Origin of the sequence: Mesorhizobium sp. M0701 (assembly GCF_040320365.1) — a bacterium.
Lineage (GTDB): Bacteria > Pseudomonadota > Alphaproteobacteria > Rhizobiales > Rhizobiaceae > Mesorhizobium.
Genome location: NZ_JAMYPO010000007.1, coordinates 68,965 through 92,094, shown reverse-complemented (window position 1 = coordinate 92,094; position 23,130 = coordinate 68,965). Strand labels below are relative to the sequence as shown.

Sequence of the window (23,130 nt, the reverse complement as noted above, 5' to 3'; positions counted from 1 at the left end):
CAAGGATATTTCGGGGAGGAGATTCATGTGTTATTCGCGTCTGAAAGTGCTGCTGGGCGCGGGAGCTTTTTCGCTGGCTTTGGCTGGGACGGTGCAAGCCGGGGGCTTTGACCGGGGCGGCGTTAATATCGACCAGCTGTTCGACGCGGCGCCATATTCGTTCGACGCAGGCGTCACCTATGTTTCGCCACAGCGCAAACTCAAGAATGTGCAGCGCCTCGATGGCTCGGGTTTGTCGACATCAGCGGTGGACGTTGGTGGCGACTATGCGGTGCCGCATGTCGGCATCAAGGCCAACATCTTTGAGCCCGTAGACTGTCTTGCCACCTATACGAGACCGTATGGTGCGGACGCGAATTTCGGCATGAACAACGCCTATTCGCCGACAGCGGTCAAATACGCCGTCGACACAGACGATTTCGGTCTCACCTGCTCCTACAAGGTGAACGTCGGCAAGGGCGCCATACGATTCATCGGCGGTGTCTCCTACCAGCAGGTCGACGCGTTTCTGTCCCGCCAGACACTGCTCGCCTTCGGCAATACCGGCCTCGGCGTATTCAAGCTATCCGACGAGGCATGGGGTTGGCGTGCGGGCGCCGCCTATGAGATCCCCGAGATCGCCCTGCGCGCCAGCCTGATGTACTCTTCAAGCTACAAATATGACGGGCTATCGGGAACCGTCGACACTACCGGCTTCAGGGGCGCCTTTCCGGCGGATCTGATTCCCGGCTCTACCGGCGTGTACCCAGTCTCGGCGTCAGCTGAGATACCTCAGGCTCTGGAATTCAAGCTGCAGAGCGGCATAGCTCCTGGCTGGCTGGCCTTTGGTTCCATCCGCTGGCAGGAGTGGAGCAAGCTTGGCGTCATTGCCATCAATGGCGTGCGCAGTCCGGTAACCGGTTTGCCCTCGCCCGTTTCATTCGACCTGCTGTATCGCGACGGCTGGACGGTCACGGGCGGTATCGGGCACAAGTTCACCGATCAATTGTCGGGCGTGGTTTCGCTGACCTGGGATCGCGGCACCTCGACGACCTCCGGCTATCAGTCGGATACCTGGGCCGTTGCCAGCGGCGTCTCCTATTCGCCGAACGACCAGATCGAGGTCAGGCTCGGCGGCTCGATCGGTGTGCTGACGAGCGGGTCATCGACTTTCAGCGGTGTCGGCGACGTGGCAAATGCCGTTACCTATACCTACGGCAACGACCTGCTTCTCGCTGGTTCGGCTTCCGTCAAGATCAAGTTCTAACTATTAAATTTTAAACGACAAAACGGCCGGGCACTGCCCGGCCGTTGGTTGGATGCGTGGCGTCCGGCATTCGGCCGGCGCAACAATTGTCCCCATGATGTTCGCTTCTGTAATTGTGACGTTTTGGCAACAGTTTCTGAACAACCCTCGCGTCGCCCGGCCGCCCGGGAACATTGCCTATTTCCCGCCATAAACCCGGCGCACCTCGAACCTGTCTCGGGACATGCGCCAAAAGGCTAGGCGAAGAGGCAGGCCGCACCGCCCGCGGCAAGGACGAGTATGGACGCCAGAGCGATCTCCAAGGCCAAGCTGCCGAGCCGCCACGTGACCGTTGGTCCCGAGCGGGCGCCGCATCGCTCCTACCTTTATGCTATGGGGCTGTCGGCGGCCGAGATCGCGCAGCCTCTGGTCGGTGTCGCCAGCTGCTGGAACGAGGCCGCGCCCTGCAACATCTCGCTGATGCGCCAGGCGCAAGTGGTCAAGAAGGGCGTGGCGGCCGCCAACGGCACGCCACGCGAATTCTGCACCATCACCGTCACCGACGGCATCGCCATGGGTCATCAGGGCATGAAGTCGTCGCTGGTGTCGCGCGAGGTCATCGCTGACTCGGTCGAGCTCACCATGCGCGGCCATTGCTACGATGCGCTGGTTGGATTGGCCGGTTGCGACAAGTCGCTGCCCGGCATGATGATGGCCATGGTGCGCCTCAACGTACCGTCGATCTTCATCTATGGCGGCTCGATACTGCCCGGCAGCTACCGTGGCCGGCAGATCACCGTGCAGGACGTGTTCGAGGCGGTCGGCCAGCATTCGGTCGGCACGATCGGCGACGCCGAGCTGCTCGAGATCGAGCAAGCCGCCTGTCCGTCGGCCGGCTCCTGCGGCGCCCAGTTCACCGCCAATACCATGGCCACCGTCGCTGAGGCGATCGGCCTGGCGCTGCCCTATTCCTGCGGCGCGCCGGCACCCTACGAGATGCGCGACCGCTTCAATTTCGCTTCCGGCGAAAAGATCATGGAGCTGATCGCAAGGAACATCCGCCCGCGCGACATCGTTACTATAAAAGCGTTGGAAAATGCCGCGACCGTGGTCTCGGCCACCGGTGGCTCGACCAACGCGGCGCTGCATCTGCCGGCGATCGCGCACGAGGCCGGGATGAAGTTCGATCTTTTCGACGTGGCCAAGATATTCGAGAAAACACCCTATATCGCCGACCTCAAGCCGGGCGGCAAATACGTCGCCAAGGACATGTTCGAGGCCGGCGGCATTCCGCTCTTGATGAAGACGCTGCTCGACCATGGCTATCTTCATGGCGATTGCCTGACGGTGACCGGCCGCACTTTGGCCGAAAATATGGAACATGTTTCCTGGAATGACAGCCAGGATGTGGTCCGTCCCGCCAACAGGCCGATTACCCAGACCGGCGGGGTCGTGGGCTTGAAGGGTAACCTTGCCCCCGAAGGCGCGATCGTTAAGGTCGCAGGTATGGCGGAGCTCAAATTCTCGGGTCCGGCACGCTGCTTCGATTCGGAAGAGGAATGTTTCGAAGCGGTTACGCATCGCAACTATAGGGAAGGCGAGGTTCTCGTCATCCGTTACGAGGGTCCGCGCGGCGGCCCGGGCATGCGCGAAATGCTGTCGACGACGGCGGCTCTCTACGGCCAGGGCATGGGCGGCAAGGTGGCGCTCATCACCGACGGGCGTTTTTCGGGCGCAACGCGCGGTTTCTGCATCGGCCATGTCGGGCCGGAAGCGGCAGTGGGCGGCCCGATCGGGCTGCTTAGGGATGGCGACTTGATCTCGATCGATGCGGTGAACGGCACGATCGAGGTTGCATTGTCCAAAGCCGAACTGGCGGCGAGGGCAAAAGCATGGAAGGCGCGCACGACCGACTATCAGTCGGGCGCGATCTGGAAATACGCACAGACGGTCGGACCTGCCCGCGACGGCGCGGTCACCCATCCCGGCGGTGCCAAAGAAACACACTGCTATGCGGACATCTGAGTTGTTGAGGTCGTCTGTTCTTTCGGCACTGGTTGCGCTCGCCACGTTTGGCGCGACCTTGGGCGCCGTCGGCCAGGCCATGGCCTTCGACGACAAGGTGTTCGACGACAAGACCGGCGTGAAGCCGCAGTCGAGCCCGTGGGCGGTGTTCCAGTTCGGCTTTTCCGCCTACAAGAACGGCCATAAGGAGCAGGCCGCGGAAGCCTATAAATATGCCGCCGAGAACGGCCAGATCGGCGCCACCTGGAAGCTTGCGCGCATGTATGCCGAAGGCGATGGCGTGGCGCGAGACGACTACGCGGCGTTCAAGTTCTTCAGCGAGATCGTCGACCAGGATGTCGAGCCCGGTTCGCCCGAGGAAAGCTATGTTTCGGACGCGCTGGTGGCGCTTGGCGACTATCTGAGGAAGGGCATTCCCGGCAGCCCCGTCGAGGAGAACGAGGTGGCGGCCCAGGAATACTACATGCGTGCCGCTGCCAACTACCGCAATCCGAACGCCCAGTTCGAGATGGGCCAGATGTTCCTCAAGGGTGAGGGCGGCGTCAAGGCCAGCGTCAAGCAGGCCGGACGCTGGTTCCAGCTGGCGGCCGAAAAGGGCCATGCGGGCGCGCAGGCGACGCTCGGCAACCTGCTCTTCCAAAGCGGCAAGATCGTGCGGGGGCTGGCGATGATGACCGCGGCGCTCGAACGGGCCTCACCCGCCGACCAGCCATGGATCCGCGGCATGCAGGAAGAAGCGTTTGCGGCCGCCGGCGAAGCCGACCGCCGCACCGCGATCTCGCTGGCCGACGACATCCTCACCAAGGGTGGCGGCGACCAGTAGGTCGGCAGAATTTCCGTTTTGAAATCAATTGTCGGTCGGTTCCGTCGGCATGCCGCTGGGCGCCGGTGTTGAGATCGGCGTGCCCTGCAGATGTGGGGCCAGCGTGTTCTCCGGGCAGCCATCCCGCTGCTTTGTCCAGGACGTGTTGTTGAGCACCATCTCGCAACGGGCGAGGTAGCTTTGGCCGGCAAGCGTCAGGCAGGCGACCCGGCCGATCTGGAATGATTTGCCGTTAGCCAGGCACTCTGCATCGGCAAAAGCCGGCGTCGCCACCGCCATCGCAAGCGCGCAGCCGATCGGGCAGAGTGCAAATCGAGTAGTCATGGGAACCCCAGCCACCATGATGATTTCTCATCAAGCGCGCGATTTGTGGCGATAAGAGGTCAACTTATCAATGTGCCGCCGGACAGCAGCTCCGGTCAGGCCGGCTGCAGCGCCAGATCGATCGCCACCGGCACGTGGTCGGAGGGTTTTTCCCAGGCGCGCACCTGTTTTTCGATCGAAGCCGAGGAAAACCAGTTGGCGGCTTCGGGCGACAGAAGCAGGTGGTCGATGCGGATGCCGTTGTTCTTCTGCCAGGCGCCGGCCTGATAGTCCCAGAACGTAAAAATGTCCGGGGCGTCGGTGACGGCACGCACGGCTTCGGTGAAGCCGAGATTCTTCAGCCGCCGGAACGCTTGCCGCGTCGCGGGCTGGAACAGTGCATCGCTTAGCCAGTTTTCCGGATACTTCGCGTCGATCGGCTCGGGAATGACATTGTAGTCGCCGGCCAGGACCAGTGGCTCTTCCAGAGCAAGCCGCTGCTCGGCCCAGCGCTCAAGTCGCGCCATCCAGGAAAGCTTGTAGGAGAACTTCTTCTCGTCGTCGATCGGGTTGCCGTTCGGCAGATAGATCGAGGCAACGCGCAAGGCGCCCTTGTCGGTCGAGAACACGCCCTCGATGAAACGCGCCTGCTCGTCGGCATCGTCGCCCGGCAAGCCGCGATTGACCTCGTCGAAACGCAGCTTCGACAGGATGGCGACGCCGTTGAAGCCTTTTTGGCCGTAAGTCTCGACATTGTAGCCGAGCGCCTCGATCTCGGCGCGGGGAAACTGCTCGTCGACCGTCTTGATCTCCTGCAGGCAGGCGATGTCGGGCGCGCTTTCCGTCAGCCAATGGGTCAAATTGCCGATGCGGGCGCGAACGCCGTTGATGTTCCAGGTGACGATTTTCATGGCGGCCTCGATAGGCTGGTGGTCCGGAGACTAGCGATCCGGTGGATGACGTTCGACAAGGCCGATCGTATTGCCTGCCGGGTCCTTTAGGAAGGCCATCCATTCGCTTTCCCCCGCCTGGCCGAACAGGCCTTCGGTGTCGCGATGGACGAGCGCCGGCGGCGCGGTGAAGGGAACACCGGCGGCCCTTGCCGAAGCGTGGAACTCGTCGAGGCCCGATATGTCGAGATAGACGGTGCCGGCAGGCAGGCCGTCGGTGAAAAGCAGGCGCACGTCACCGGCCATGATAAAGGCGATGCCCGGCGGATCGAAACGCGCATGCAGGTTCATGCCGAGCACCTCGCGCCAGAACGCCAGCGTCGCATCGAGGTCGCGCCCGGCGGAAAGCGCGACCTGACGGACCGCGCCGATGTCGGGCATTTCTAGATCGAGAAGCTAGTGCCGCAGCCGCAGGAGGCGACCGCATTGGGGTTTCTGATCTGGAACGACTGGCCCATCAGATCGTCGACGAAATCGATCACCGAGCCGCCCATATAGACCAGCGACAGGTCGTCGATCAGCACGGTGGCGCCGTCCTTCTCGATGGCGACGTCGTCGTCATTGCGCCTGTCGACCAGGTCGAACTTGTAGGAGAAGCCGGAACAGCCGCCGCCCTCGACCGAAACGCGCAGCGCCGTCTTGCCGGCTTCGCTCGCCACAATCTTGGCGATCCGCCTGGCGGCGGCGTCGGTCATCTCGACTTTCATGGCGGTCTTGGCATCAGCGCCCATGGGCGTCACCTTGCTTTCGGTTTTGTATGATAGGTATGAAGCGCGACGGGGCAAGTCAACTGCGGCATACGCTATGACCAACGAGTTGGGCGACATCGGATTCGGCTATCGGCCGCGCGCGGCCTATGCCAGCGAGCCGGCGAAGTCGCGCGGGCGGCTGTTCGACGAGGTGGAAAGCCCGACGCGCACGCCGTTTCAGCGCGACCGCGACCGCATCATCCATTCGACGGCGTTCCGCCGGCTGAAGCACAAGACGCAAGTGTTCGTCGCACACGAAGGCGACCATTACCGCACGAGGCTGACGCATTCGATCGAGGTCGCGCAAATCGCACGCGCTCTGGCGCGGGCGCTGCGCGGCGACGAGGACCTGGCCGAGGCGGTGGCCCTGGTGCACGACTTCGGCCACACGCCCTTTGGCCATACCGGCGAGGACGCGCTGAATGAAAAGATGGCCGCCTGGGGCGGCTTCGACCACAATGCGCAGTCACTGCGTGTGGTGACGCGGCTGGAGCGGCGCTATGCCGAGTTCGACGGGCTGAACCTCACCTGGGAAACGCTGGAGGGGCTGGTCAAGCACAATGGCCCGCTGACCGATGCCAAGGGGAAAGGGCTGAAGGGACCGGTGCCGCAGGCTATCCGCGACTATTCCGAACTGCACGACCTCGAGCTCGATCGCTTCGCTGGTATCGAGGCGCAGTGTGCGGCGATTGCCGACGACATCGCCTACAACACCCACGACATCGATGACGGCTTGAGGGCAGGGCTGTTGAGGCTGGATCTGCTGGAGGGCGTCTCGCTGCCGGGGTCGATCCTCAAGGGCGTGCGTCAGCGCTATCCGGCGCTCGATGACGTACGCACCGGCCACGAGCTGATGCGCCGGCAGATCACCATCATGGTCGAGGACGTGATCGTCTCGACGACAGCCAATCTGGCGCGCATCAAGCCCGGCAGCGCCGAAGCGGTAAGGGCGGCCGGCGAGCCGATGGTGAGCTTCTCCGCCGAGACGGCCGTATTGGAAAAGGAGCTGAAGGCCTTTCTCTACAAGCACCTCTACCGGCATGCGGAGGTCATGCGGGTGCGCGCCGATGCCGACCAGATCGTCAGGGACCTGTTCGACGTCTATTTCGCCGATCCGCGCGCTATGCCGGATGGCTGGCGCGAAGGGCTCGACCGGGCAGAGGACCGCGTCAAGGCGCGCAGTGTTGCCGATTTCCTGGCCGGCATGACGGACACTTATGCACTCAAGGAACACAGGCGTTTGTTTGACCATACGCCGGATTTGAGCTAGGGCGGGCGCGATTTTGCCGGCCAACGAGCCGGATCCCTGCAAAACCGTCAGAGCCACAGCAATGAACATCTTCGCCGATTTCAACGCGCGAATCATAAAGGCCGTCGAAGCGCTTGATTTGAAAGACAAGGATGGCGTGTCGCCGGACCTGTCGCGCATCGCCGTCGAGCCGCCGCGCGATGCCAGCCATGGCGATCTCGCGACCAACGCAGCCATGGTGTTGGCCAAGCCGACCGGCCAGAACCCGCGTGCGCTGGCCGAAAGGCTGGCCGAGGCGCTGCGCGCCGACGAGGATATCGCGGCCGCCGAGATCGCCGGCCCGGGCTTCGTCAATCTCAGGCTCAAGGACGGCTTCTGGCAGGCGCATCTGACTGCGCTGCTTGGCGAAGGCCGCAACTATGGCCGCTCGACTATCGGCGGCGGCAAGAAAACAAATGTCGAATATGTCTCGGCCAACCCGACCGGGCCGATGCATGTCGGCCATTGCCGGGGTGCCGTGGTCGGCGACGCGCTGGCCAATCTGATGGCCTTCGCCGGTTACGACGTGACCAAGGAATACGTCATCAACGATGCCGGTTCGCAGATCGACGTGCTCGGACGCTCAGTCATGCTGCGCTACCGCGAAGCGCTCGGCGATGAGATCGGCGAGATTCCGGCCGGGCTTTATCCAGGCGACTATCTGATCCCCGTTGGTCAGGCGCTGGCCAGCGAATTCGGCCGCTCCCTGCTGCAGATGCCGGACGAAGAGGCGCTTGCTATCGTCAAGGACAGGACGATCGATGCGATGATGGCGATGATCCGCGAGGATCTGGCGCTGCTCAATGTGCATCACGACGTCTTCTTTTCCGAGCGGACGCTGCATGCCAACAATGCGAAGAAGATTCGCTCGGCGATCAACGACCTGACGCTGAAGGGCCACATCTACAAGGGCAAGCTGCCGCCGCCCAAGGGCGAGAAGCCGGACGACTGGGAGGACCGCGAGCAGACGCTGTTCCGCTCGACCGCGGTCGGCGACGACATGGACCGGGCGCTGGTCAAGTCGGACGGCACCTTCACCTATTTCGCCGCCGATGTCGCTTACCTCAAGGACAAGGTCGATCGCGGCTTCGTCAACCTGATCTATGTGCTTGGCGCCGATCACGGCGGCTATGTGAAACGGCTGGAAGCGCTTGCCCGGGCGATTGCCGGCGACGAGGTCAAGCTTACCGTGCTGCTTTGCCAGCTGGTGAGGCTTTTTCGCGCCGGCGAGCCGGTGCGGATGGGAAAGCGAACTGGGAATTTCGTCACTCTTCGGGAGGTCATCGAAGAAGTTGGACGAGATGCAGTTCGCTTCATGATGCTCTACCGCAAGAACGACGCGCCGCTCGACTTCGACTTCGCCAAGGTGACCGAGCAGTCGAAGGACAATCCGGTGTTCTACGTGCAGTATGCCTCGGCGCGCTGCCATTCGGTATTCCGGCAGGCGAGCGAGCAATTGGGCGAGGCCATGTTCGACCGCAACCAGCTGGCCGCCGAAGTGGCTTTGCTGACCGATGAGGGGGAGATCGGCCTGATCAGGAAGCTCGCCGAATATCCTCGGCTGATCGAAGCCGCGGCGCTCGCGCTCGAGCCCCACCGGCTGGCATTTTACCTCTACGAACTCGCTTCCAGCTTCCACGGACACTGGAACCGGGGCACCGATAATCCCGACTTACGTTTTGTTAAGGTTAACGACCGACAATTGACGCATGCCAGACTAGGGCTGGTGCAGGCTGTTTCGGACGTTTTGACGTCCGGCCTGACGCTGATCGGAGCCAATGCGCCCACCGAAATGCGTTAGGTTTGAGTAAAAAACCTGTCACCTTTTGCCCACATTGCGCTGGTAAGGGCCAACCCTACGCGACGTCCATGGCGTCCGAATGAGTGCGAGTTCGGGAACAATAATGGCAGACAGAACCCAGCTGAGAGCAGCCGACCACAACGACATCGCCAACGATGATCCGTTCGCGGAACTGACCAGGATCATGGGGTTCGACCCGCGCCAGCCGGTCAAACCGCAAACGCCGGCCCAGCCGAAAACCGCTGCCGCCGAACCGTCGGTGGACGAGGGCGATTTCGAGATCGATCTCGAGAAGGAGTTGATGGGCGAATTCGGCGCCGACGCCAACGACAATGCTTCCCCTGCCAAGCTTCGCGAGCCGACACCCGAACCGGCCGCCGCCGACGAAATGGAGGACGCGCTTGCTGCCTCGTTCGAACAGGATTTCGCGTTCGACGACAGTGCGGCGGATGACGCTGCTCCTGTTGCGGCCGCTCCTGTTGCCGACGAAATTGCCTCCGGCCCCGAAAGGGCGTTCGCTCCCGCCGTCGAGCCGGAACTCGACGACGAGTTCGATAACGCCGTCGCCGGCTCGCTCGAAGACGTGTCGCCGTTCGAGGACGACCTTTCGAGTGACGACGAACTTGCCGCCTCGCTCGACCAGGATTTTCGGCACGACGACGGTGTGACGGCCAAGATCGCGGTGACCGGCGAGGATGAACCCAGGGCCGCAGCCGAGGCGATCGAGCCGGTCGACGAGCCCGCCTTCGACGATGAGTTCGACAGCGCCGTGGGAAGTTCGCTCGAAGACGAGCTGATGCTCGAAGAGCATGAGCCGATGGAGCAGACCGTCGCCGTTGAAACCGCCGCGCAAGCGGCCGCGTTCGATGACGAGTTCGACGATGCCGTTGCAAGCTCGCTCGAAGACGAGCTGATGTTCGACGAGCATGAGCCGGCGGAAAACGTCGCCGCCCCGGCATCGCCGGTTGAGGCGGCCGATGAGGATCTTGCCGGCCATTTCGATGATGCCATGGCCGATGTCGACATGGACTTCGACGTTCGCCCGAACGAGCCTGCCGAAATCGAAGAACCAGAGTTTATCGAAGAGCGGTCGATTGAAGAGCCAGAGGCCGCCCGGCTTTCCGGCACGGCCGCTGAAGCGGCGTTCGACGACGATTTCGATCTGAGCTTCGACGATGCGCCTGCCGAGGAAGCCGAAGAGCCCGTGGCGCAAGGTGCGGCCGAACCAGTGGCGCCGGCCGCTGTCGTCCCGACGGCCCCAGTGGCTGAGGAACGCAGCCTGGAAGACGAACTGAACGCGCTGCTCGGTGCGATGAGCACACGGCCGGCACAAGCGGTCAACGAACCTCAGACAAGCCCGCAGACTGCCCAGCAGCCTGCCCAGAAGCCCGTGATGGCTGTTCAGCAGCCCATTGCGCCGGTAATTCAGAAGCCAGCAGTGGCTGCTGAACAGCCAATGGCGGCGGTCAAAGACGTCGCCAACGAACCGGTGCATGCTGTCGACGAGCTGGATTGGGAACTCGACGAGCACGAGCCCGCCGAGCCGCCGCAGTCCAGTGCCGCCGATGACGCCGATCTTGGCAGTGTCCTCCTCGATGAGCTTGAAGGCGAGAATTTCGGTGTTGAAGCCGCTGCCGGACCCGCGGATGATCTCGACAGCGATGCGCTCGATGCCGACTTCGCCAGGAATATCGGCCTGGATCACGATTCGGCCGACAAGAGTGCGGCAGCTGCTGCCGAAGAAGACCCGCTCGATGCGCTGAACTGGCTGACGACACGCGCCACACCGCCCGAGCCGGCCCGCTCGTGGAGCCGCGTGACACCGGTCGCACAGCCTCAGCCCGCTTTTGCAAGCCAGCCGATGGCTTCGGCGCGTTCGGCACCACCGCCGCAGCCGGCTGCAACGCCGTCCTATCGGGCCGCACCGCTCGAAGAGAGGCCGTCCTATGAAGGCCAGGCATCCCGTGAAGAGAGGCCGTCCTATGAAGATCGGCCCGCCTACACGGAAGCTGCACCAACCTCGCATCAACAGCCTTCCGCCTATGACGAGATGCCCGATGTCGAGACGGTCGACGTGCCCGAGCGCGTCGTGGCGCTGGCGGACGATCTCGACATTCCGGAGCTCAACTTCGACGATGACGAGCCGGTGGCGCCCGCCTACGACGATCTCGATGCCGATTTTGCCAGCCTTCTCACCGAAATGAATGCCACGGATATAGCGCCTGCCCCGGTGCGCAGTGCTGGCTATGACGATGAATTCGATGCCGGCTTCGCGTCTGGCTACAAGCAAGATCGCGGCGAGACGCGCGCCTATGGCGCCAAGCCTGCGGAAGCCCCCGTCAGCGCGGCGGCCGCTTCCTATGCCGATGCAGCGGACGGTTTCGATCTGGGCCAATTGCCCGATGGCCAGCCGGTTTCGCAAGCCGACGATTTCACCTTCGATGAGCTCGACTACGATCCCGAACTGGACGAGGAGATGTCGGTTCCGGACCTTGCCGAGCGCGGGGCCGAAAGGCAGCCGCGCAGGCGCGGGCTGCTGATAGGTGCGGTGGTCGGCGCCGTGGCGATCGCCGGAGGCCTTGGCGCCTTTGCGTTGACCCTCGGCGGCAAGAGCGGCGGCGATGCGCCGGTTATCGTCAAGGCCGACAACAGGCCGATCAAGATCAAGCCGGAAAATCCAGGCGGCACCGTCGTGCCGAACCAGGACAACAAGGTTTATGACGCTGTGGTCAAGGGCGCCAAGCCCGCCGAGCCGGTTCAGCAGAAGCTGGTCACCAACACCGAAGAGCCTGTGGACCTGAAGGCCAACGAACCGGAGAGCCGCGTCGTCGATCTTTCGCCCAATGACCCCGATGCCGCAGACGATATCGACGCGCCCGGCACCGCGGCGTCCGACACCGACGGGTCTGGCACCAATGCGCCCGGCACTAACGCGTCTGACTCCAGCGCGCTTGGCGCCAGTGCGGCTGGCGCTACCGAAACCGCCGCCGCACCGGCGCCCAAGTCCGAGGATCGCATCGCGCAGGTTCTGCAGGAGGCCGAGAAGGGTGCAACCCCCGAGATCGTCGCCGTTGCGCCGCGCAAGGTACGGACCATGGTCGTGAAACCTGACGGTTCGCTGGTGGCGCGCGAGGATCCGGCGCCCGCCGCCCCGCAGATGGCTGCTGCCGAGCCGGCCGATCCGGCGCCGCAGCACGTGGCTCCGTCGGGCCAGGCCGACGCCGCCGCGCAGACCGGCACCGTGCCCCTGATCGACCAAATGACAAGCGATCCGAAGATTGGCGAACAGCCGAGTGGCGACCAGGCGAGCGGCGATCAGGCCGAAACCTCCAAGCTGCAGCCGGCGCCCAAGCCCGACACAAAGGCTGAAGCCAAGGCCCAGGCGTCAGCCAGCAAGCAGTCCGCCAGCACCCCGGCCACGGTTCCGGTGGCGCCGCAGCGTCCGTCCGACCAACCGGTCGATGTGGTTGGCGAGGTCAAGCCCGATCAGGTCGCTTCCATTGATCCGGCCGCGGCCAGGGCTGGTTCGTGGTCGATACAGATCGCTTCGCAGCCGACAGTCGAAAGCGCCCAGGCGACTTACCAGGATCTGCAGCGCCGCTACGGCAGCGTGCTTTCCGGCCGCACACCCAACATCGTCAAGGCCGAGATCGCCGGCAAGGGCACCTTCTACCGCGTCCGCGTTCCGGCGCAGTCTCGCAACGAGGCGATCAAACTGTGCACCAGCTACAAGGCTGCCGGCGGCAATTGCTTCGTGTCCCACTAGGCACCAAAACCTCTCGAAAAGCCGGCGTCCGCGCCGGCTTTTTTGCGTGAACGGAAACCTCTGAAGGCAAGTGCGGGCGATTCCCTTTGTCGGCGCGAAGCTCTAAACTGTTCCGCATGACCGAATCAAAATCCATGATCCTCGGCTGCGCCGGGAAATCACTGACCCGCGACGAGATCCGTTTCTATCGCAACGAATGCCCGTGGGGCTTCATCCTGTTTGCGCGCAATATCGGCGAGACCGAGCAGATCCGCGATCTGGTCGCCGCGATGCGCGACTGCGTCGGGCGTGCGGATGCGCCGGTGTTCATCGACCAGGAGGGCGGCCGGGTGCAGCGCCTGCGGCCGCCGCTGGCGCCGAACTATCCGGCTGCCGGTGCACTCGGCGCCTTGTGGCGCGACGACCATGACGCCGGCACCCGTGCCGCATGGCTGATGGCGCGGCTGCATGCCTTCGACCTGCTGCGCTACGGAATCACGGCGGATTGCCTGCCGGTGCTCGACGTGCCGATCGAGGGCGCCAGCGACGTCATCGGCGCGCGCGCCTATGGAAAGGAGCCGCGCGCCGTCATCGAATTGGGTCGCGCCGCGGCGGAAGGCCTGATGGCGGGCGGCGTGCTGCCGGTGATGAAGCATATTCCCGGTCATGGAAGGGCCTTCGCCGATACGCATTTCGAACTGCCGACCGTCGACGCCTCGATCGGCGACTTGCAGCGGCATGATTTTGCCCCGTTCAGGGAGCTCAACCATTTGCCGATGGCGATGACGGCGCATGTCGTCTATAGCGCGATCGACCCGAAGAACCCGGCCACCACATCCGGCAAAGTCATCGAAGAGATCATCCGCGACGAAATCGGCTTCGACGGCCTATTGATGAGCGACGACACCTCGATGAAGGCACTTTCTGGGGATTTCCCGTCAAAGGCGGCGGCGATCCTTGCGGCGGGCTGCGATCTGGTCCTTCACTGCAACGGCGTGTTCGAGGAGATGGCCGGCATTGCATCGCGCACGACCGGGCTTGAAGGCAAGTCGTTTGAGCGCGCGGAGCGGGCGCTGACCTATATCAGGAACCGTGACGTGGCGGACGAGACCGAGATTCGGGCCGAATTTGCCGGTTATTTCGACGCGGTGGCCTAGCATCAAAGGAAGCGAAGTGGCGGAAACATTGGACCTGAAGGCCGGCAAGGCCGCACCGATGGACCGCTTGTGGGCCGAGAACGACGATTCCCGGCTGACCGGCGATCCGGCGTTGGTCGTCGATGTGGCCGGCTTCGAAGGTCCTCTCGATCTTCTGCTGCATCTTGCCCGCAATCAGAAGGTCGACCTGTCGCGCATCTCGATCCTGGCGCTGGCCGAACAGTATCTGGCCTTCGTCGAGAAGGTGAGGGCGCTGAGGCTGGAGCTTGCCGCCGACTACCTGGTGATGGCGGCGTGGCTGGCGTTTCTCAAGTCGAAACTCCTGATCCCCAAGCAGCCCGGCGACGAAGGCGAAAGCGGCGAGGAACTGGCGGCGGTGCTGCAGTTCCGGCTGAAGCGGCTGGAGGCAATGCGCGACGCGGCGGCACGGCTGGTCAACCGCAACCGGCTCGGACGCGACGTGTTTGCACGCGGCATGCCGGAAATGGTCATCGTCGAGAAGCGCAATGCTTATTCGGCCTCGCTCTACGACCTGTTGACCGCCTATGCCCAGCAGCGCCAGAAGCAGGCAATAACCAATGTGACGATCGCCAGGCGCGGCGTGTGGTCGCTCAAGGATGCGCGCGACGTGCTGACCAGGCTGATCGGGTCGCTGCGCGACTGGACGGCGCTCGACAGTTTCCTGGTCGAATATCTGGCCGGCCCGGAAGAGCGGCGCACCGCGATTGCCAGCTCGTTTGCGGCGACGCTGGAACTGGTGCGCGAAGGCAAGATGGAAATGCGGCAGGACCAGGTGTTCGCGCCGCTTTATCTGCGCGGCCGCGCCCAGGCCATCAAGATAGTCGAGGGGACATCATGAGCGAACGCGCCAACGCTTCGGTCATTCCGTTCAAGGTCGACGACGACGCCGAGCAAGGCGCGGTCGCCGAGAACCCGGCACAAGATCAGGGGCAGAATTTGTCGCGGAATCCTGGCGAGCGGCTGCATATGGCGGAGGCCGTACGGATGGCCGAGGCGATCGTATTCGCCAGCGCCGAGCCGGTCAGCGAAAAACAGCTCACTTCGCGACTGCCCGACGGCATCAACATTGCCGCGGCAATGGCCGAACTGCAGCAGATCTATGCGCGGCGCGGCGTCAATCTGGTGCGCGTCGGCGATGCCTGGGCGTTTCGCACCGCCGGCGACCTCGCCTTCCTGATGAGCCGTGACACGGTGCAGCAGCGCAAACTGTCCCGCGCTGCCCTCGAAGTGCTGGCGATCATCGCCTACCACCAGCCGGTAACGCGCGCCGAGATCGAGGACATCCGTGGCGTCGAGACGTCAAAGGGGACGCTCGACACGCTGATGGAGACCGAATGGGTGCGGATGCGCGGCCGGCGTCGCACGCCCGGCCGTCCCGTCACTTATGGCACGACCGACATTTTCCTCGACCATTTCGCACTGGAGGAGATACGCGATCTCCCCGGCATGGAGGAATTGAAGGGTGCGGGGCTGCTGTCCGGCCGCATGCCGTCGAATTTCTCGGTGCCGCTGCCGCCGGCCGACCCCGATGCGCTCACCGACGACGAGGATCCGCTGACCGACATCGACCTCGAGGAACTCGGCCTTTTGACCCCGCGCGTCACGGAAGATTGACCCGAGCGCCATCTTAAAGCCATAGGCAGGGCGGAACTGCGCCGATTGGTAGCGGGCTGCTGTGCCGAAAGTGCGTGACATCTGCCACTCATTCATGAACTCTGTCGCAGTTCTGTTTGAATCCGAACCCGAAAGCGCATAGATCAGCGTCTGGGAAACCGTTCGAGAGAGATTTGCTATGGGTTCATTTTCGATTTGGCACTGGATGATCGTTCTGGTGATCGTGCTGCTGGTCTTCGGCCGCGGCAAGATCCCTGAGTTGATGGGCGACATGGCCAAGGGCATCAAGAGCTTCAAGAAGGGCATGGCCGACGACGACACTGCTGAGGACAAGCGTACCGTCGAACACCGTTCCGACGAAACCGTTTCGGTACCGAAGGAAAAGGCCAGCAAAGGCTGAGCCCCAACACTTTAGTCGGAACGTATAGCCATGTTCGAAGTCGGCTGGACCGAGATGCTGGTGATCGCGATCGTCATGATCGTGGTCGTCGGGCCCAAGGATTTGCCCAACATGCTGCGCACCTTCGGCCGCACAACGGCGAAGCTGCGCGCCATGGCCTCCGATTTCCAGCGGCAGTTCAACGACGCACTGAAGGAAGCCGAGCTCGACGACGTCAAGAAGTCGGTCGATTCGCTGAGAAGCCTCAATCCGGCGGCCGAGATCAGGAAACAGCTCAATCCATTCGAGCAGGCGGCCGCTGACGTCCGTTCCGGCGTCGATGCCGTGATGAAACCCAAGCCGGTCGTCGATCCCGCCACTTCGACAGAACAGGCAGCCGAGCCGCTGAAGAACGGCGCAACGACGATGCCGGGCGTCAGTCCGCCGGAGCCGACGCCGGCCACGCCGATCTTTCCGGCGATGACGGACGAGTCCGTCGTGGCACCGGCAGTGCAGGCGCAAACGACTGCAGCGGCCGTGCCGCAAAAAGCATCGGCGGCAAAGAAGAAGCCGGCGTCTGCGAAAGCAGCGGCTGCCGTGCCGGCCAAGCCGGCAAAGACCGCTGCGCCAAAGGCCGCCACGAAAGCTGAGCCGAAAGCTCAATCGGCAGCAACGAAGAAGCCGGCCGCCAGGAAAACGGCGGGAGCCGCAAAGTGAGCACTTCGGATAAGGAAAAGGACGAAATCGAGAAATCGTCGGCTCCGCTGATGGAGCATCTGATCGAGTTGCGCCGGCGGCTGATGTGGTCGATCGGCGGTTTCTTCGTCGCTTTTCTTGTGTGCTTCTTCTTCGCCAAGAAGCTGTTCAACCTGCTGGTCATTCCGTTCAGATGGGCTACGCAATGGGCCGGGCTCGACCCGCACAAGGTCGAGCTGATCTATACGGCACCGCAGGAATTCTTCTTTACCCAGGTCAAGCTCGCCATGTTTGGCGGCATGGTCATCGCCTTTCCGCTGATCGCCACGCAGATCTACAAATTCATCGCGCCCGGCCTCTACAAGAACGAGCGCAATGCCTTCCTGCCGTTCCTGATCGCCTCGCCGATCCTGTTCCTGATGGGCGCGTCGCTGGTCTATTTCTTCTTCACGCCGATGGTGATGTGGTTCTTCCTCGCCATGCAGCAGACCGGCACCAACGACCAGGTGCAGATTTCGCTGCTGCCGAAAGTGTCCGAATATCTCAGCCTGATCATGACGCTGATCTTCTCCTTCGGCCTGGTGTTCCAGTTGCCGGTGGTGACCAGCCTGATGACGCGGGTCGGTATGCTGTCGTCCCAGGGCCTGGCCGAGAAGCGCAAATGGGCGATCGTCATCGCCTTTGTGGTGGCGGCGGTGCTGACGCCACCCGACCCAATGAGCCAGATCGGCCTCGCCATTCCGACGATCCTTCTCTACGAGGTCTCGATCTGGTCGGCCCGGCTGATCGAGCGCAGCAAGGAGCGCGACCGTGTGGCCCGCGAAAAGCAGGACGCCACGGAAGAGGTGGCCGAAAAGCCGGCGGACGCGTCTTCGACGTAGCGATTGAGGCGGGCAGCTTTCGAAATCCGCGGGACAGCGCTCCCTCTGTCTTGCGCTCGACCTCTCAAGACCTGGGTTCCTCGCCCACGCGAAGCGGGGGAGAGGTGGCCCCGAAGCGGCCGGAGAGGGGTCTTTCGTAGGGCGCGGTTTCCCCTCTCCGTCTCGGCTTCGCCGAGCCACCTCTCCCCACTTCGTGGGGCGAGGAACCCAAGCTGGAATTAGGCCACGATTCTTCGCTGAAGGAGCAACTTTGTTCTTGCTTTGTGCCGGCAGCTATGCTACTAATTTGGGTATGGTGCCAATTGGCTCCAAAAACCCGCCTCCCGAGGCGGGTTTTTGTTTCCAGGGTTCTTTCGATCGAACGTTGCGCGTGCTGCCTACCTGAGGTCGGCGCGAAGGAACTCTGCCTTGACGTCTTGTATCGATGCGGTTTACGCCCTCTGGTCTTTGTTTTGGGCATTTGCTTGCCCCGAAACCGCCGTGCCGAGGACGAACAGACCATGCTTGACATCAAATGGATTCGCGACAACCCGAAGGCCCTTGTCGAAGCGCTCCAGAAGCGCTCGTGGTCGGCCGGGGAGGCGCAGTCCACGGTCGACGACCTGATCGCCGCGGATGAGGCGCGGCGCGAGCATCTGACCGAGCTGCAGACCAGGCAGGAACGCCGCAACGCCGCATCGAAGGAGATCGGCAATGCCATGCGCTCGGGCGATGCAGCTCTTGCCGAAAGGCTGAAGGCCGAAGTCGGCGAGATCAAGGCCTTCATCCAGAATGGCGAGGCGCGCGAGCGCGAGCTCGACAAGGCGCTGAACGATGCGTTGGCAGTGCTGCCAAACGTGCCGTTCGACGACGTGCCGGTCGGCAAGGACGAGCACGACAACGTCGTCAAGCGCGTCGTCGGCGAGGTGCCGACGCGGCCGAACTGGGTGAAGGAGCATTTCGAGATCGGCGAAGCGCTCGGCATGATGGATTTCGAGCGTGCCGCAAGGCTTTCGGGTTCGCGCTTCACGGTGCTCAAGAACCAGCTGGCGCGGATGGAGCGCGCGCTCGGCCAGTTCATGCTGGACCTGCACACCACCGAGCACGGCTACGAGGAGATCCAGCCGCCGCTGATGGTGCGTTACGAAACTATGTTCGGCACCGGGCAATTGCCGAAATTTGAGAACGACTTGTTCAAGACCGAAAAGTCTCGCCGAAGAGAGGACATTGGTCAGAAGGCACTTGACCTGCTGGAAAGTGCGTCAGGCAAGAGCAACGACGAACATAGGGCTTTGTTTACCGAGGCACGCCGCGAAATTGAATTGTACCTCATCCCCACCGCGGAGGTGCCGCTCACCAATCTCGTGCGCGAGGAAATCACGCCGCATGAAAAACTGCCGCTGCGCTATACCGCGCTGACGCCTTGCTTCCGTTCGGAGGCGGGTTCGGCCGGACGCGACACGCGCGGCATGCTGCGCCAGCACCAGTTCTACAAGGTCGAGCTGGTGTCGATCACCGACCAGGAGACTTCGGTTGCCGAGCATGAGCGGATGACCGAATGCGCCGAGGAGGTGCTGAAGCGGCTCGGCCTGCCGTTCCGCACCATGACGCTGTGCACCGGCGACATGGGCTTTGGCGCGCGCAAGACCTACGACATCGAGGTCTGGCTGCCCGGCCAGAATGCCTATCGCGAGATATCGTCGTGCTCGGTATGCGGCGATTTCCAGGCGCGGCGCATGGACGCCCGCTACAAGGACAAGGACGGCAAGGGCAATCGTTTCGTCCACACGCTGAACGGTTCGGGCACCGCCGTTGGCCGCGCTCTCATTGCCGTCATCGAAAATTACCAGAACGAGGACGGCAGCGTAACCATTCCTGAAGCGCTTCGGCCTTACATGGGCGGTCTCGCAAAGATCGAATCATCGAAGTGACAAGATTGTCGGCCCCGCGTTCCTTCGCGCCCCCCTCTGTCCTGCCGGACATCTCCCCCTCAAGGGGGGAGATTGCGCCGTCATCACAGCTTTCGCCAACTGTTGGCGTAGCAAGGAAGGCGGCGGCTACGGTATTGCCGATCTCCCCCCTTGAGGGGGAGATGCCAAGTGGTGGCAAAGAGGGCAGGACAGAGGCGGGTATCGTAGAGCGCTGCCGTCAATCCAATTCTGCAAAGGCGGTCTCATGCGCATCCTCCTGACCAACGACGACGGCATCCATGCCGAGGGCCTTGCATCACTCGAACGCATCGCCCGCACGCTGTCGGACGACGTCTGGGTGGTGGCACCGGAACAGGATCAGTCCGGCTATGCGCATTCGCTGTCGATCTCGGAGCCGCTGCGGCTCAGGAAAATCGGCGAAAAGCACTTTGCGGTGCGCGGAACGCCGACCGACTGTGTCATCATGGGCGTGAAGAAGATCCTGCCCGAAGCGCCTGACCTGATCCTGTCCGGCGTCAATTCCGGCGCCAACATCGCCGACGACGTCACCTATTCGGGCACGGTCGCCGGCGCCATGGAAGGCGCGCTGCTCGGCGTGCGATCGATCGCCATCAGCCAGGCCTATTCCTATGTCGGCGAGGACCGCGTCGTTCCCTACGAGACCACCGAAGCGCTGGCGCCGGCCCTGCTCGAAAAGCTCGTCGCCATGCCGTTGCCGGACGGCGTGCTGCTCAACGTCAATTTTCCGAACTGTGCGCCGGAAGAGATCGCCGGAACTGTAGTCACTTCGCAGGGCAAGCTGGTCCACAGCCTGTGGGTCGACGAGCGGCGCGACGGGCGCGGCCTGCCTTACTACTGGCTGCGCTTCGGCCGCGAGCCAGTCGAGGGCAAGCAAGGCACCGACCTCCATGCCTTGCGCAATCGGCTGGTGTCGGTGACGCCGCTGCAGCTCGATCTCACCGCGCATGAAATCCGCGATCAACTGGCCAAGGCGCTCGCATGAACTTGAACCACGCTGCAACGGTCGACGAGCGCGAAGGTTTCGCTGCCTTCCTGCTTCGCCTGCGCGGCAGGGGGACGGTGCCGAAGGCGCTGATCGCCGCCTTCGAGGCGACGCCGCGGCGCGGCTTTCTGTCTCCGCATTTCCACTCGATAGCCTGGTCGGACCGTATGCTGCCGATCGAATGCGGCGAGGCCATCGAAGGCGCCGACCTGCAGGCGGCGGTGATCGCGGCACTTGCCATCGAGCCGGGCAACCGGGTGCTCGAGATCGGCACCGGGTCCGGCTACACGGCGGCGGTGATGTCGCGGCTTGCCGCGCGGATCGTCACCATCGACCGTTACAAGACGCTGACCGAACAGGCCCGGCAGCGGCTCGAGGCGCTCGCCATCGGCAATGTCATCGTGCGCCAGGCGGACGGTTCCAACGGGCTGGCCAACGAAGCGCCGTTCGACCGCATCGTCGCCTGGGCGGCCTTCGACAGCCTGCCGCGCTTTCTCCTCGACCAATTGTCGAGCGGCGGCATCGTCATCGCGCCGATCGGACCCGACGAAGGCGAGCAGGTGCTGGCCAAGCTGACCAAGGTCGGCAGCCGCTTCGAACGCGAGGATATCGGCCTGGTGCGCCTGCAGCCGATCCTGCACGGTGTCGCCGCGGTGATCTAGGCTGTGTCGATATTCAGGTGAGGCCGGCCTGCAAATGGCGGCTTCCTCCGCTTCCGGCCTTCGCCGGCCGAAGCATTCGTAAGAGGTCGCGGCAGTTAAGGCTATGGCCGGCGTAGGCCGGTGCTCACGTGCCCAAAAGTACGCTCCGCTCCGGTTCTCGGAACCCACCATTTTCGGCTCGGCCTGACCTGAATCTCGACACACCCAGGGCTCGATCCTCGAATATTTTAAGAAAATTTGCGTCTGATTCTACAGGTTTAACCGACCGGTAACATTAACGCGCTTTAATCACACTCAGTTGTACCGGGTCTGTGCGGGTTAGTGCGATGCAATTCAGTGTTTTGAAGGCAAACGGACGCAATCTGGCGCGTGGCTGCGCCGTCCTCATGATCGCAGGCGCTGCGACGGGGTGTAGTTCCCAGGTGGCGCGGTTCAACAGCGTCGATGACGTGTTCACCGCCTCGACCAACAACCAGCGCGCCATCATCGACAAGCAGGATGCTGCCCAGCCCTATCCGGGCGATGTTGCGGCCGCGCCGATCGACGGCAGCCACACCCAGTCGGTCAGCCGCTCAAGCCTCGAACCGGTTACGGCACAGCAACTGCCGCCGCCGGCTCCCGCCCTGGCCCCTGCCGCCCGCCCGGTGCGTACCGCTGCCGCGCCGGCCCTGGCGCCTGCCGCTCCTCATGTCGACAGGACGGCAACCGGCACCGTTGCTCCGGCGGCAAGGCCGTTCAAGAACGCCGAGCCCGACGCGCCGCGCATGGCGACGGCCGCCGGCGCACCGCATGCAACCGAGATCATCGTCAAGGATGGCGAGACCATTTCCGGCCTGTCGCGGCGCTACGGCGTGCCGGCGGATGCCATCATGAAAGTCAACGGGCTGAGCGCAACCAAAGGGCTGAAGACCGGCCAGAAGCTCGTCATCCCGGCCTATGCTTACTCGAGCAACGGAGCCGCGCCGAAAGTCGCCGACGCCAAGCCCGCGAACGGCACCAGGCACGACCAGCCGGCCGACGCGCCGGAGAAGGTGGCCGTGCTGCCGCAGCAGCCGAAGCTCAGGGAAGGCAAGTCTGCCGCGCAGGTGGATGCCTCGGCCGCCGCAAGCCAGCCGAAGGATGGAAAGACTGCGCTCAAAACAGCCTCGGCGATGGCCAAGCCGGCCGGTGCCGGCGGCACTTACACGGTACAGCAAGGCGATACGCTGTCCGCCATCGCCAGAAAGACCGGCGTCGGCGTCGTTGCGCTGAAACAGGCGAACGGCATGCAGGACGGGCTGCTCAAGATCGGCCAGACCCTGAAAGTGCCGGCCGGCGGAACCGCTGTTGTCGCCGGCGCGAAGCCGGCAAAGGTCGATCCGGTGACGACGGCCACCACTCAGCCACCGGCCAAGACAACGCCGACGCAGACGCTCGCCTCCTACACGCCGCCAAAGAAGGATGCGAAAGTCATCCAGCAGGCCGAGGACGACGATGCGGTGGCGCCTGATGCAACCGGCATCGGCAAGATGCGCTGGCCGGTGCGCGGCCGCGTGATTTCAAGCTTCGGCGGCGGCAAGGACGGCGTCGACATCGCCGTGCCTGAGGGGACGCCGGTCAAGGCAGCCGAAAATGGCGTCGTCATCTATGCCGGCGACGGCCTCAAGGAATTCGGCAACACGGTGCTGGTGCGTCACGAAAACGGTCTGGTCACCGTCTACGGCCATGCCAGCTCGATCGAGGTGCAGCGCGGCCAAAAGGTCAAGCGCGGGCAGGAAATCGCCCTGTCCGGCATGAGCGGCACCACCGACTCGCCGAAACTGCATTTCGAAGTTCGCAAGAACTCGGCGCCGGTCGATCCGTCAGGCTATCTCGAATAGAGAAAAAGCGACTTGCGGGCCGCCTGACCTTCAGCCCGC

General features: G+C 63.4%; 20 protein-coding genes. 16 read left to right on the top strand and 4 right to left on the bottom strand.

What is annotated here, in order from left to right; genetic code table 11:
• Positions 1 to 25: 25 nt before the first annotated feature.
• From NKI24_RS09390 to NKI24_RS09380, 3 genes are all read left to right on the top strand, one after another.
• Positions 26 to 1,246: an OmpP1/FadL family transporter gene (locus NKI24_RS09390; protein ID WP_352744678.1), complete on the top strand. Its 1,221-nt coding sequence runs from the start codon at positions 26 to 28 to the stop codon at positions 1,244 to 1,246.
• 279 nt (positions 1,247 to 1,525) lie between these two features.
• Positions 1,526 to 3,250: a dihydroxy-acid dehydratase gene (ilvD, locus tag NKI24_RS09385; protein WP_352744675.1), complete on the top strand. Its 1,725-nt coding sequence runs from the start codon at positions 1,526 to 1,528 to the stop codon at positions 3,248 to 3,250.
• Positions 3,237 to 4,073, top strand: a complete 837-nt coding sequence (locus tag NKI24_RS09380; RefSeq protein ID WP_023678939.1) for a tetratricopeptide repeat protein — start codon at positions 3,237 to 3,239, stop codon at positions 4,071 to 4,073. The genes ilvD and NKI24_RS09380 overlap by 14 nt, the downstream gene beginning before the upstream one ends.
• 24 nt (positions 4,074 to 4,097) lie before the next feature.
• Here NKI24_RS09380 and NKI24_RS09375 read toward each other — a convergent pair whose 3' ends face one another.
• From NKI24_RS09375 to erpA, 4 genes are all read right to left on the bottom strand, one after another.
• Positions 4,098 to 4,415: a hypothetical protein gene (locus NKI24_RS09375; protein WP_352744672.1), complete on the bottom strand. Its 318-nt coding sequence runs from the start codon at positions 4,413 to 4,415 to the stop codon at positions 4,098 to 4,100.
• 77 nt (positions 4,416 to 4,492) lie between these two features.
• Positions 4,493 to 5,287, bottom strand: coding sequence for an exodeoxyribonuclease III (xth, locus tag NKI24_RS09370; protein WP_352744669.1), 795 nt, complete (start codon positions 5,285 to 5,287; stop codon positions 4,493 to 4,495).
• 30 nt (positions 5,288 to 5,317) lie between these two features.
• The gene (locus NKI24_RS09365; RefSeq protein ID WP_352470415.1) at positions 5,318 to 5,707 is read right to left on the bottom strand and encodes a VOC family protein; all 390 of its coding nucleotides are present in this window, start codon (positions 5,705 to 5,707) and stop codon (positions 5,318 to 5,320) included.
• Between the two features lie 2 nt (positions 5,708 to 5,709).
• Positions 5,710 to 6,057, bottom strand: coding sequence for an iron-sulfur cluster insertion protein ErpA (gene erpA / locus NKI24_RS09360; RefSeq protein ID WP_254818314.1), 348 nt, complete (start codon positions 6,055 to 6,057; stop codon positions 5,710 to 5,712).
• A gap of 73 nt (positions 6,058 to 6,130) precedes the next feature.
• On the opposite strand from erpA, the gene NKI24_RS09355 reads away from it, so the two are divergent.
• The 13 genes from NKI24_RS09355 to NKI24_RS09295 all read left to right on the top strand — a co-directional run bounded on the left by NKI24_RS09355 (position 6,131) and on the right by NKI24_RS09295 (position 23,091).
• Entirely contained in the window at positions 6,131 to 7,345 is a 1,215-nt protein-coding gene (locus NKI24_RS09355; RefSeq protein WP_352744665.1) for a deoxyguanosinetriphosphate triphosphohydrolase, read from the top strand.
• Positions 7,346 to 7,406: 61 nt separating this feature from the next.
• Positions 7,407 to 9,164 (top strand): arginine--tRNA ligase, encoded by a 1,758-nt coding sequence (argS, locus tag NKI24_RS09350; protein WP_352744662.1) that lies wholly within the window; start codon positions 7,407 to 7,409, stop codon positions 9,162 to 9,164.
• 103 nt (positions 9,165 to 9,267) lie between these two features.
• On the top strand, positions 9,268 to 12,930 hold the full coding sequence (locus tag NKI24_RS09345) for an SPOR domain-containing protein (RefSeq protein ID WP_352744659.1): 3,663 nt from the start codon (positions 9,268 to 9,270) through the stop codon (positions 12,928 to 12,930).
• 116 nt (positions 12,931 to 13,046) lie between these two features.
• Positions 13,047 to 14,066, top strand: coding sequence for a beta-N-acetylhexosaminidase (nagZ, locus tag NKI24_RS09340; protein WP_352744656.1), 1,020 nt, complete (start codon positions 13,047 to 13,049; stop codon positions 14,064 to 14,066).
• Positions 14,067 to 14,124: 58 nt separating this feature from the next.
• Positions 14,125 to 14,925 carry a segregation and condensation protein A gene (locus NKI24_RS09335; protein WP_352744834.1) on the top strand — a complete coding sequence of 267 codons (801 nt, stop codon included), beginning with the start codon at positions 14,125 to 14,127 and terminating at the stop codon, positions 14,923 to 14,925.
• Entirely contained in the window at positions 14,922 to 15,701 is a 780-nt protein-coding gene (gene scpB / locus NKI24_RS09330; protein ID WP_352744654.1) for an SMC-Scp complex subunit ScpB, read from the top strand. The genes NKI24_RS09335 and scpB overlap by 4 nt, the downstream gene beginning before the upstream one ends.
• A gap of 178 nt (positions 15,702 to 15,879) precedes the next feature.
• The gene (locus NKI24_RS09325; protein WP_352451388.1) at positions 15,880 to 16,101 is read left to right on the top strand and encodes a twin-arginine translocase TatA/TatE family subunit; all 222 of its coding nucleotides are present in this window, start codon (positions 15,880 to 15,882) and stop codon (positions 16,099 to 16,101) included.
• Between the two features lie 30 nt (positions 16,102 to 16,131).
• On the top strand, positions 16,132 to 16,797 hold the full coding sequence (gene tatB, locus NKI24_RS09320; protein ID WP_352451387.1) for a Sec-independent protein translocase protein TatB: 666 nt from the start codon (positions 16,132 to 16,134) through the stop codon (positions 16,795 to 16,797).
• Entirely contained in the window at positions 16,794 to 17,657 is an 864-nt protein-coding gene (gene tatC / locus NKI24_RS09315) for a twin-arginine translocase subunit TatC (protein ID WP_352451386.1), read from the top strand. The genes tatB and tatC overlap by 4 nt, the downstream gene beginning before the upstream one ends.
• Positions 17,658 to 18,157: 500 nt before the next feature.
• Entirely contained in the window at positions 18,158 to 19,567 is a 1,410-nt protein-coding gene (serS, locus tag NKI24_RS09310; RefSeq protein ID WP_352744651.1) for a serine--tRNA ligase, read from the top strand.
• A gap of 244 nt (positions 19,568 to 19,811) precedes the next feature.
• On the top strand, positions 19,812 to 20,570 hold the full coding sequence (surE, locus tag NKI24_RS09305; protein WP_352467008.1) for a 5'/3'-nucleotidase SurE: 759 nt from the start codon (positions 19,812 to 19,814) through the stop codon (positions 20,568 to 20,570).
• Positions 20,567 to 21,232 carry a protein-L-isoaspartate(D-aspartate) O-methyltransferase gene (locus NKI24_RS09300; RefSeq protein WP_352744649.1) on the top strand — a complete coding sequence of 222 codons (666 nt, stop codon included), beginning with the start codon at positions 20,567 to 20,569 and terminating at the stop codon, positions 21,230 to 21,232. Before surE ends, NKI24_RS09300 begins: the two co-directional genes overlap by 4 nt.
• Positions 21,233 to 21,558: 326 nt before the next feature.
• Positions 21,559 to 23,091: a peptidoglycan DD-metalloendopeptidase family protein gene (locus NKI24_RS09295; RefSeq protein ID WP_352744646.1), complete on the top strand. Its 1,533-nt coding sequence runs from the start codon at positions 21,559 to 21,561 to the stop codon at positions 23,089 to 23,091.
• Positions 23,092 to 23,130 lie beyond the last annotated feature (39 nt).

Excerpts from the sequence above, each read along its gene's own strand:
- NKI24_RS09390 (WP_352744678.1), top strand. The coding sequence starts at position 26 with ATGTGTTATTCGCGTCTGAAAGTGCTGCTGGGCGCGGGAGCTTTTTCG.
- ilvD (WP_352744675.1), top strand. The coding sequence starts at position 1,526 with ATGGACGCCAGAGCGATCTCCAAGGCCAAGCTGCCGAGCCGCCACGTG.
- NKI24_RS09380 (WP_023678939.1), top strand. The coding sequence starts at position 3,237 with ATGCGGACATCTGAGTTGTTGAGGTCGTCTGTTCTTTCGGCACTGGTT.
- NKI24_RS09375 (WP_352744672.1), bottom strand. The coding sequence starts at position 4,415 with ATGGTGGCTGGGGTTCCCATGACTACTCGATTTGCACTCTGCCCGATC.
- xth (WP_352744669.1), bottom strand. The coding sequence starts at position 5,287 with ATGAAAATCGTCACCTGGAACATCAACGGCGTTCGCGCCCGCATCGGC.
- NKI24_RS09365 (WP_352470415.1), bottom strand. The coding sequence starts at position 5,707 with ATGCCCGACATCGGCGCGGTCCGTCAGGTCGCGCTTTCCGCCGGGCGC.
- erpA (WP_254818314.1), bottom strand. The coding sequence starts at position 6,057 with ATGGGCGCTGATGCCAAGACCGCCATGAAAGTCGAGATGACCGACGCC.
- NKI24_RS09355 (WP_352744665.1), top strand. The coding sequence starts at position 6,131 with ATGACCAACGAGTTGGGCGACATCGGATTCGGCTATCGGCCGCGCGCG.
- argS (WP_352744662.1), top strand. The coding sequence starts at position 7,407 with ATGAACATCTTCGCCGATTTCAACGCGCGAATCATAAAGGCCGTCGAA.
- NKI24_RS09345 (WP_352744659.1), top strand. The coding sequence starts at position 9,268 with ATGGCAGACAGAACCCAGCTGAGAGCAGCCGACCACAACGACATCGCC.
- nagZ (WP_352744656.1), top strand. The coding sequence starts at position 13,047 with ATGACCGAATCAAAATCCATGATCCTCGGCTGCGCCGGGAAATCACTG.
- NKI24_RS09335 (WP_352744834.1), top strand. The coding sequence starts at position 14,125 with ATGGACCGCTTGTGGGCCGAGAACGACGATTCCCGGCTGACCGGCGAT.
- scpB (WP_352744654.1), top strand. The coding sequence starts at position 14,922 with ATGAGCGAACGCGCCAACGCTTCGGTCATTCCGTTCAAGGTCGACGAC.
- NKI24_RS09325 (WP_352451388.1), top strand. The coding sequence starts at position 15,880 with ATGGGTTCATTTTCGATTTGGCACTGGATGATCGTTCTGGTGATCGTG.
- tatB (WP_352451387.1), top strand. The coding sequence starts at position 16,132 with ATGTTCGAAGTCGGCTGGACCGAGATGCTGGTGATCGCGATCGTCATG.
- serS (WP_352744651.1), top strand. The coding sequence starts at position 18,158 with ATGCTTGACATCAAATGGATTCGCGACAACCCGAAGGCCCTTGTCGAA.
- surE (WP_352467008.1), top strand. The coding sequence starts at position 19,812 with ATGCGCATCCTCCTGACCAACGACGACGGCATCCATGCCGAGGGCCTT.
- NKI24_RS09300 (WP_352744649.1), top strand. The coding sequence starts at position 20,567 with ATGAACTTGAACCACGCTGCAACGGTCGACGAGCGCGAAGGTTTCGCT.
- NKI24_RS09295 (WP_352744646.1), top strand. The coding sequence starts at position 21,559 with ATGCAATTCAGTGTTTTGAAGGCAAACGGACGCAATCTGGCGCGTGGC.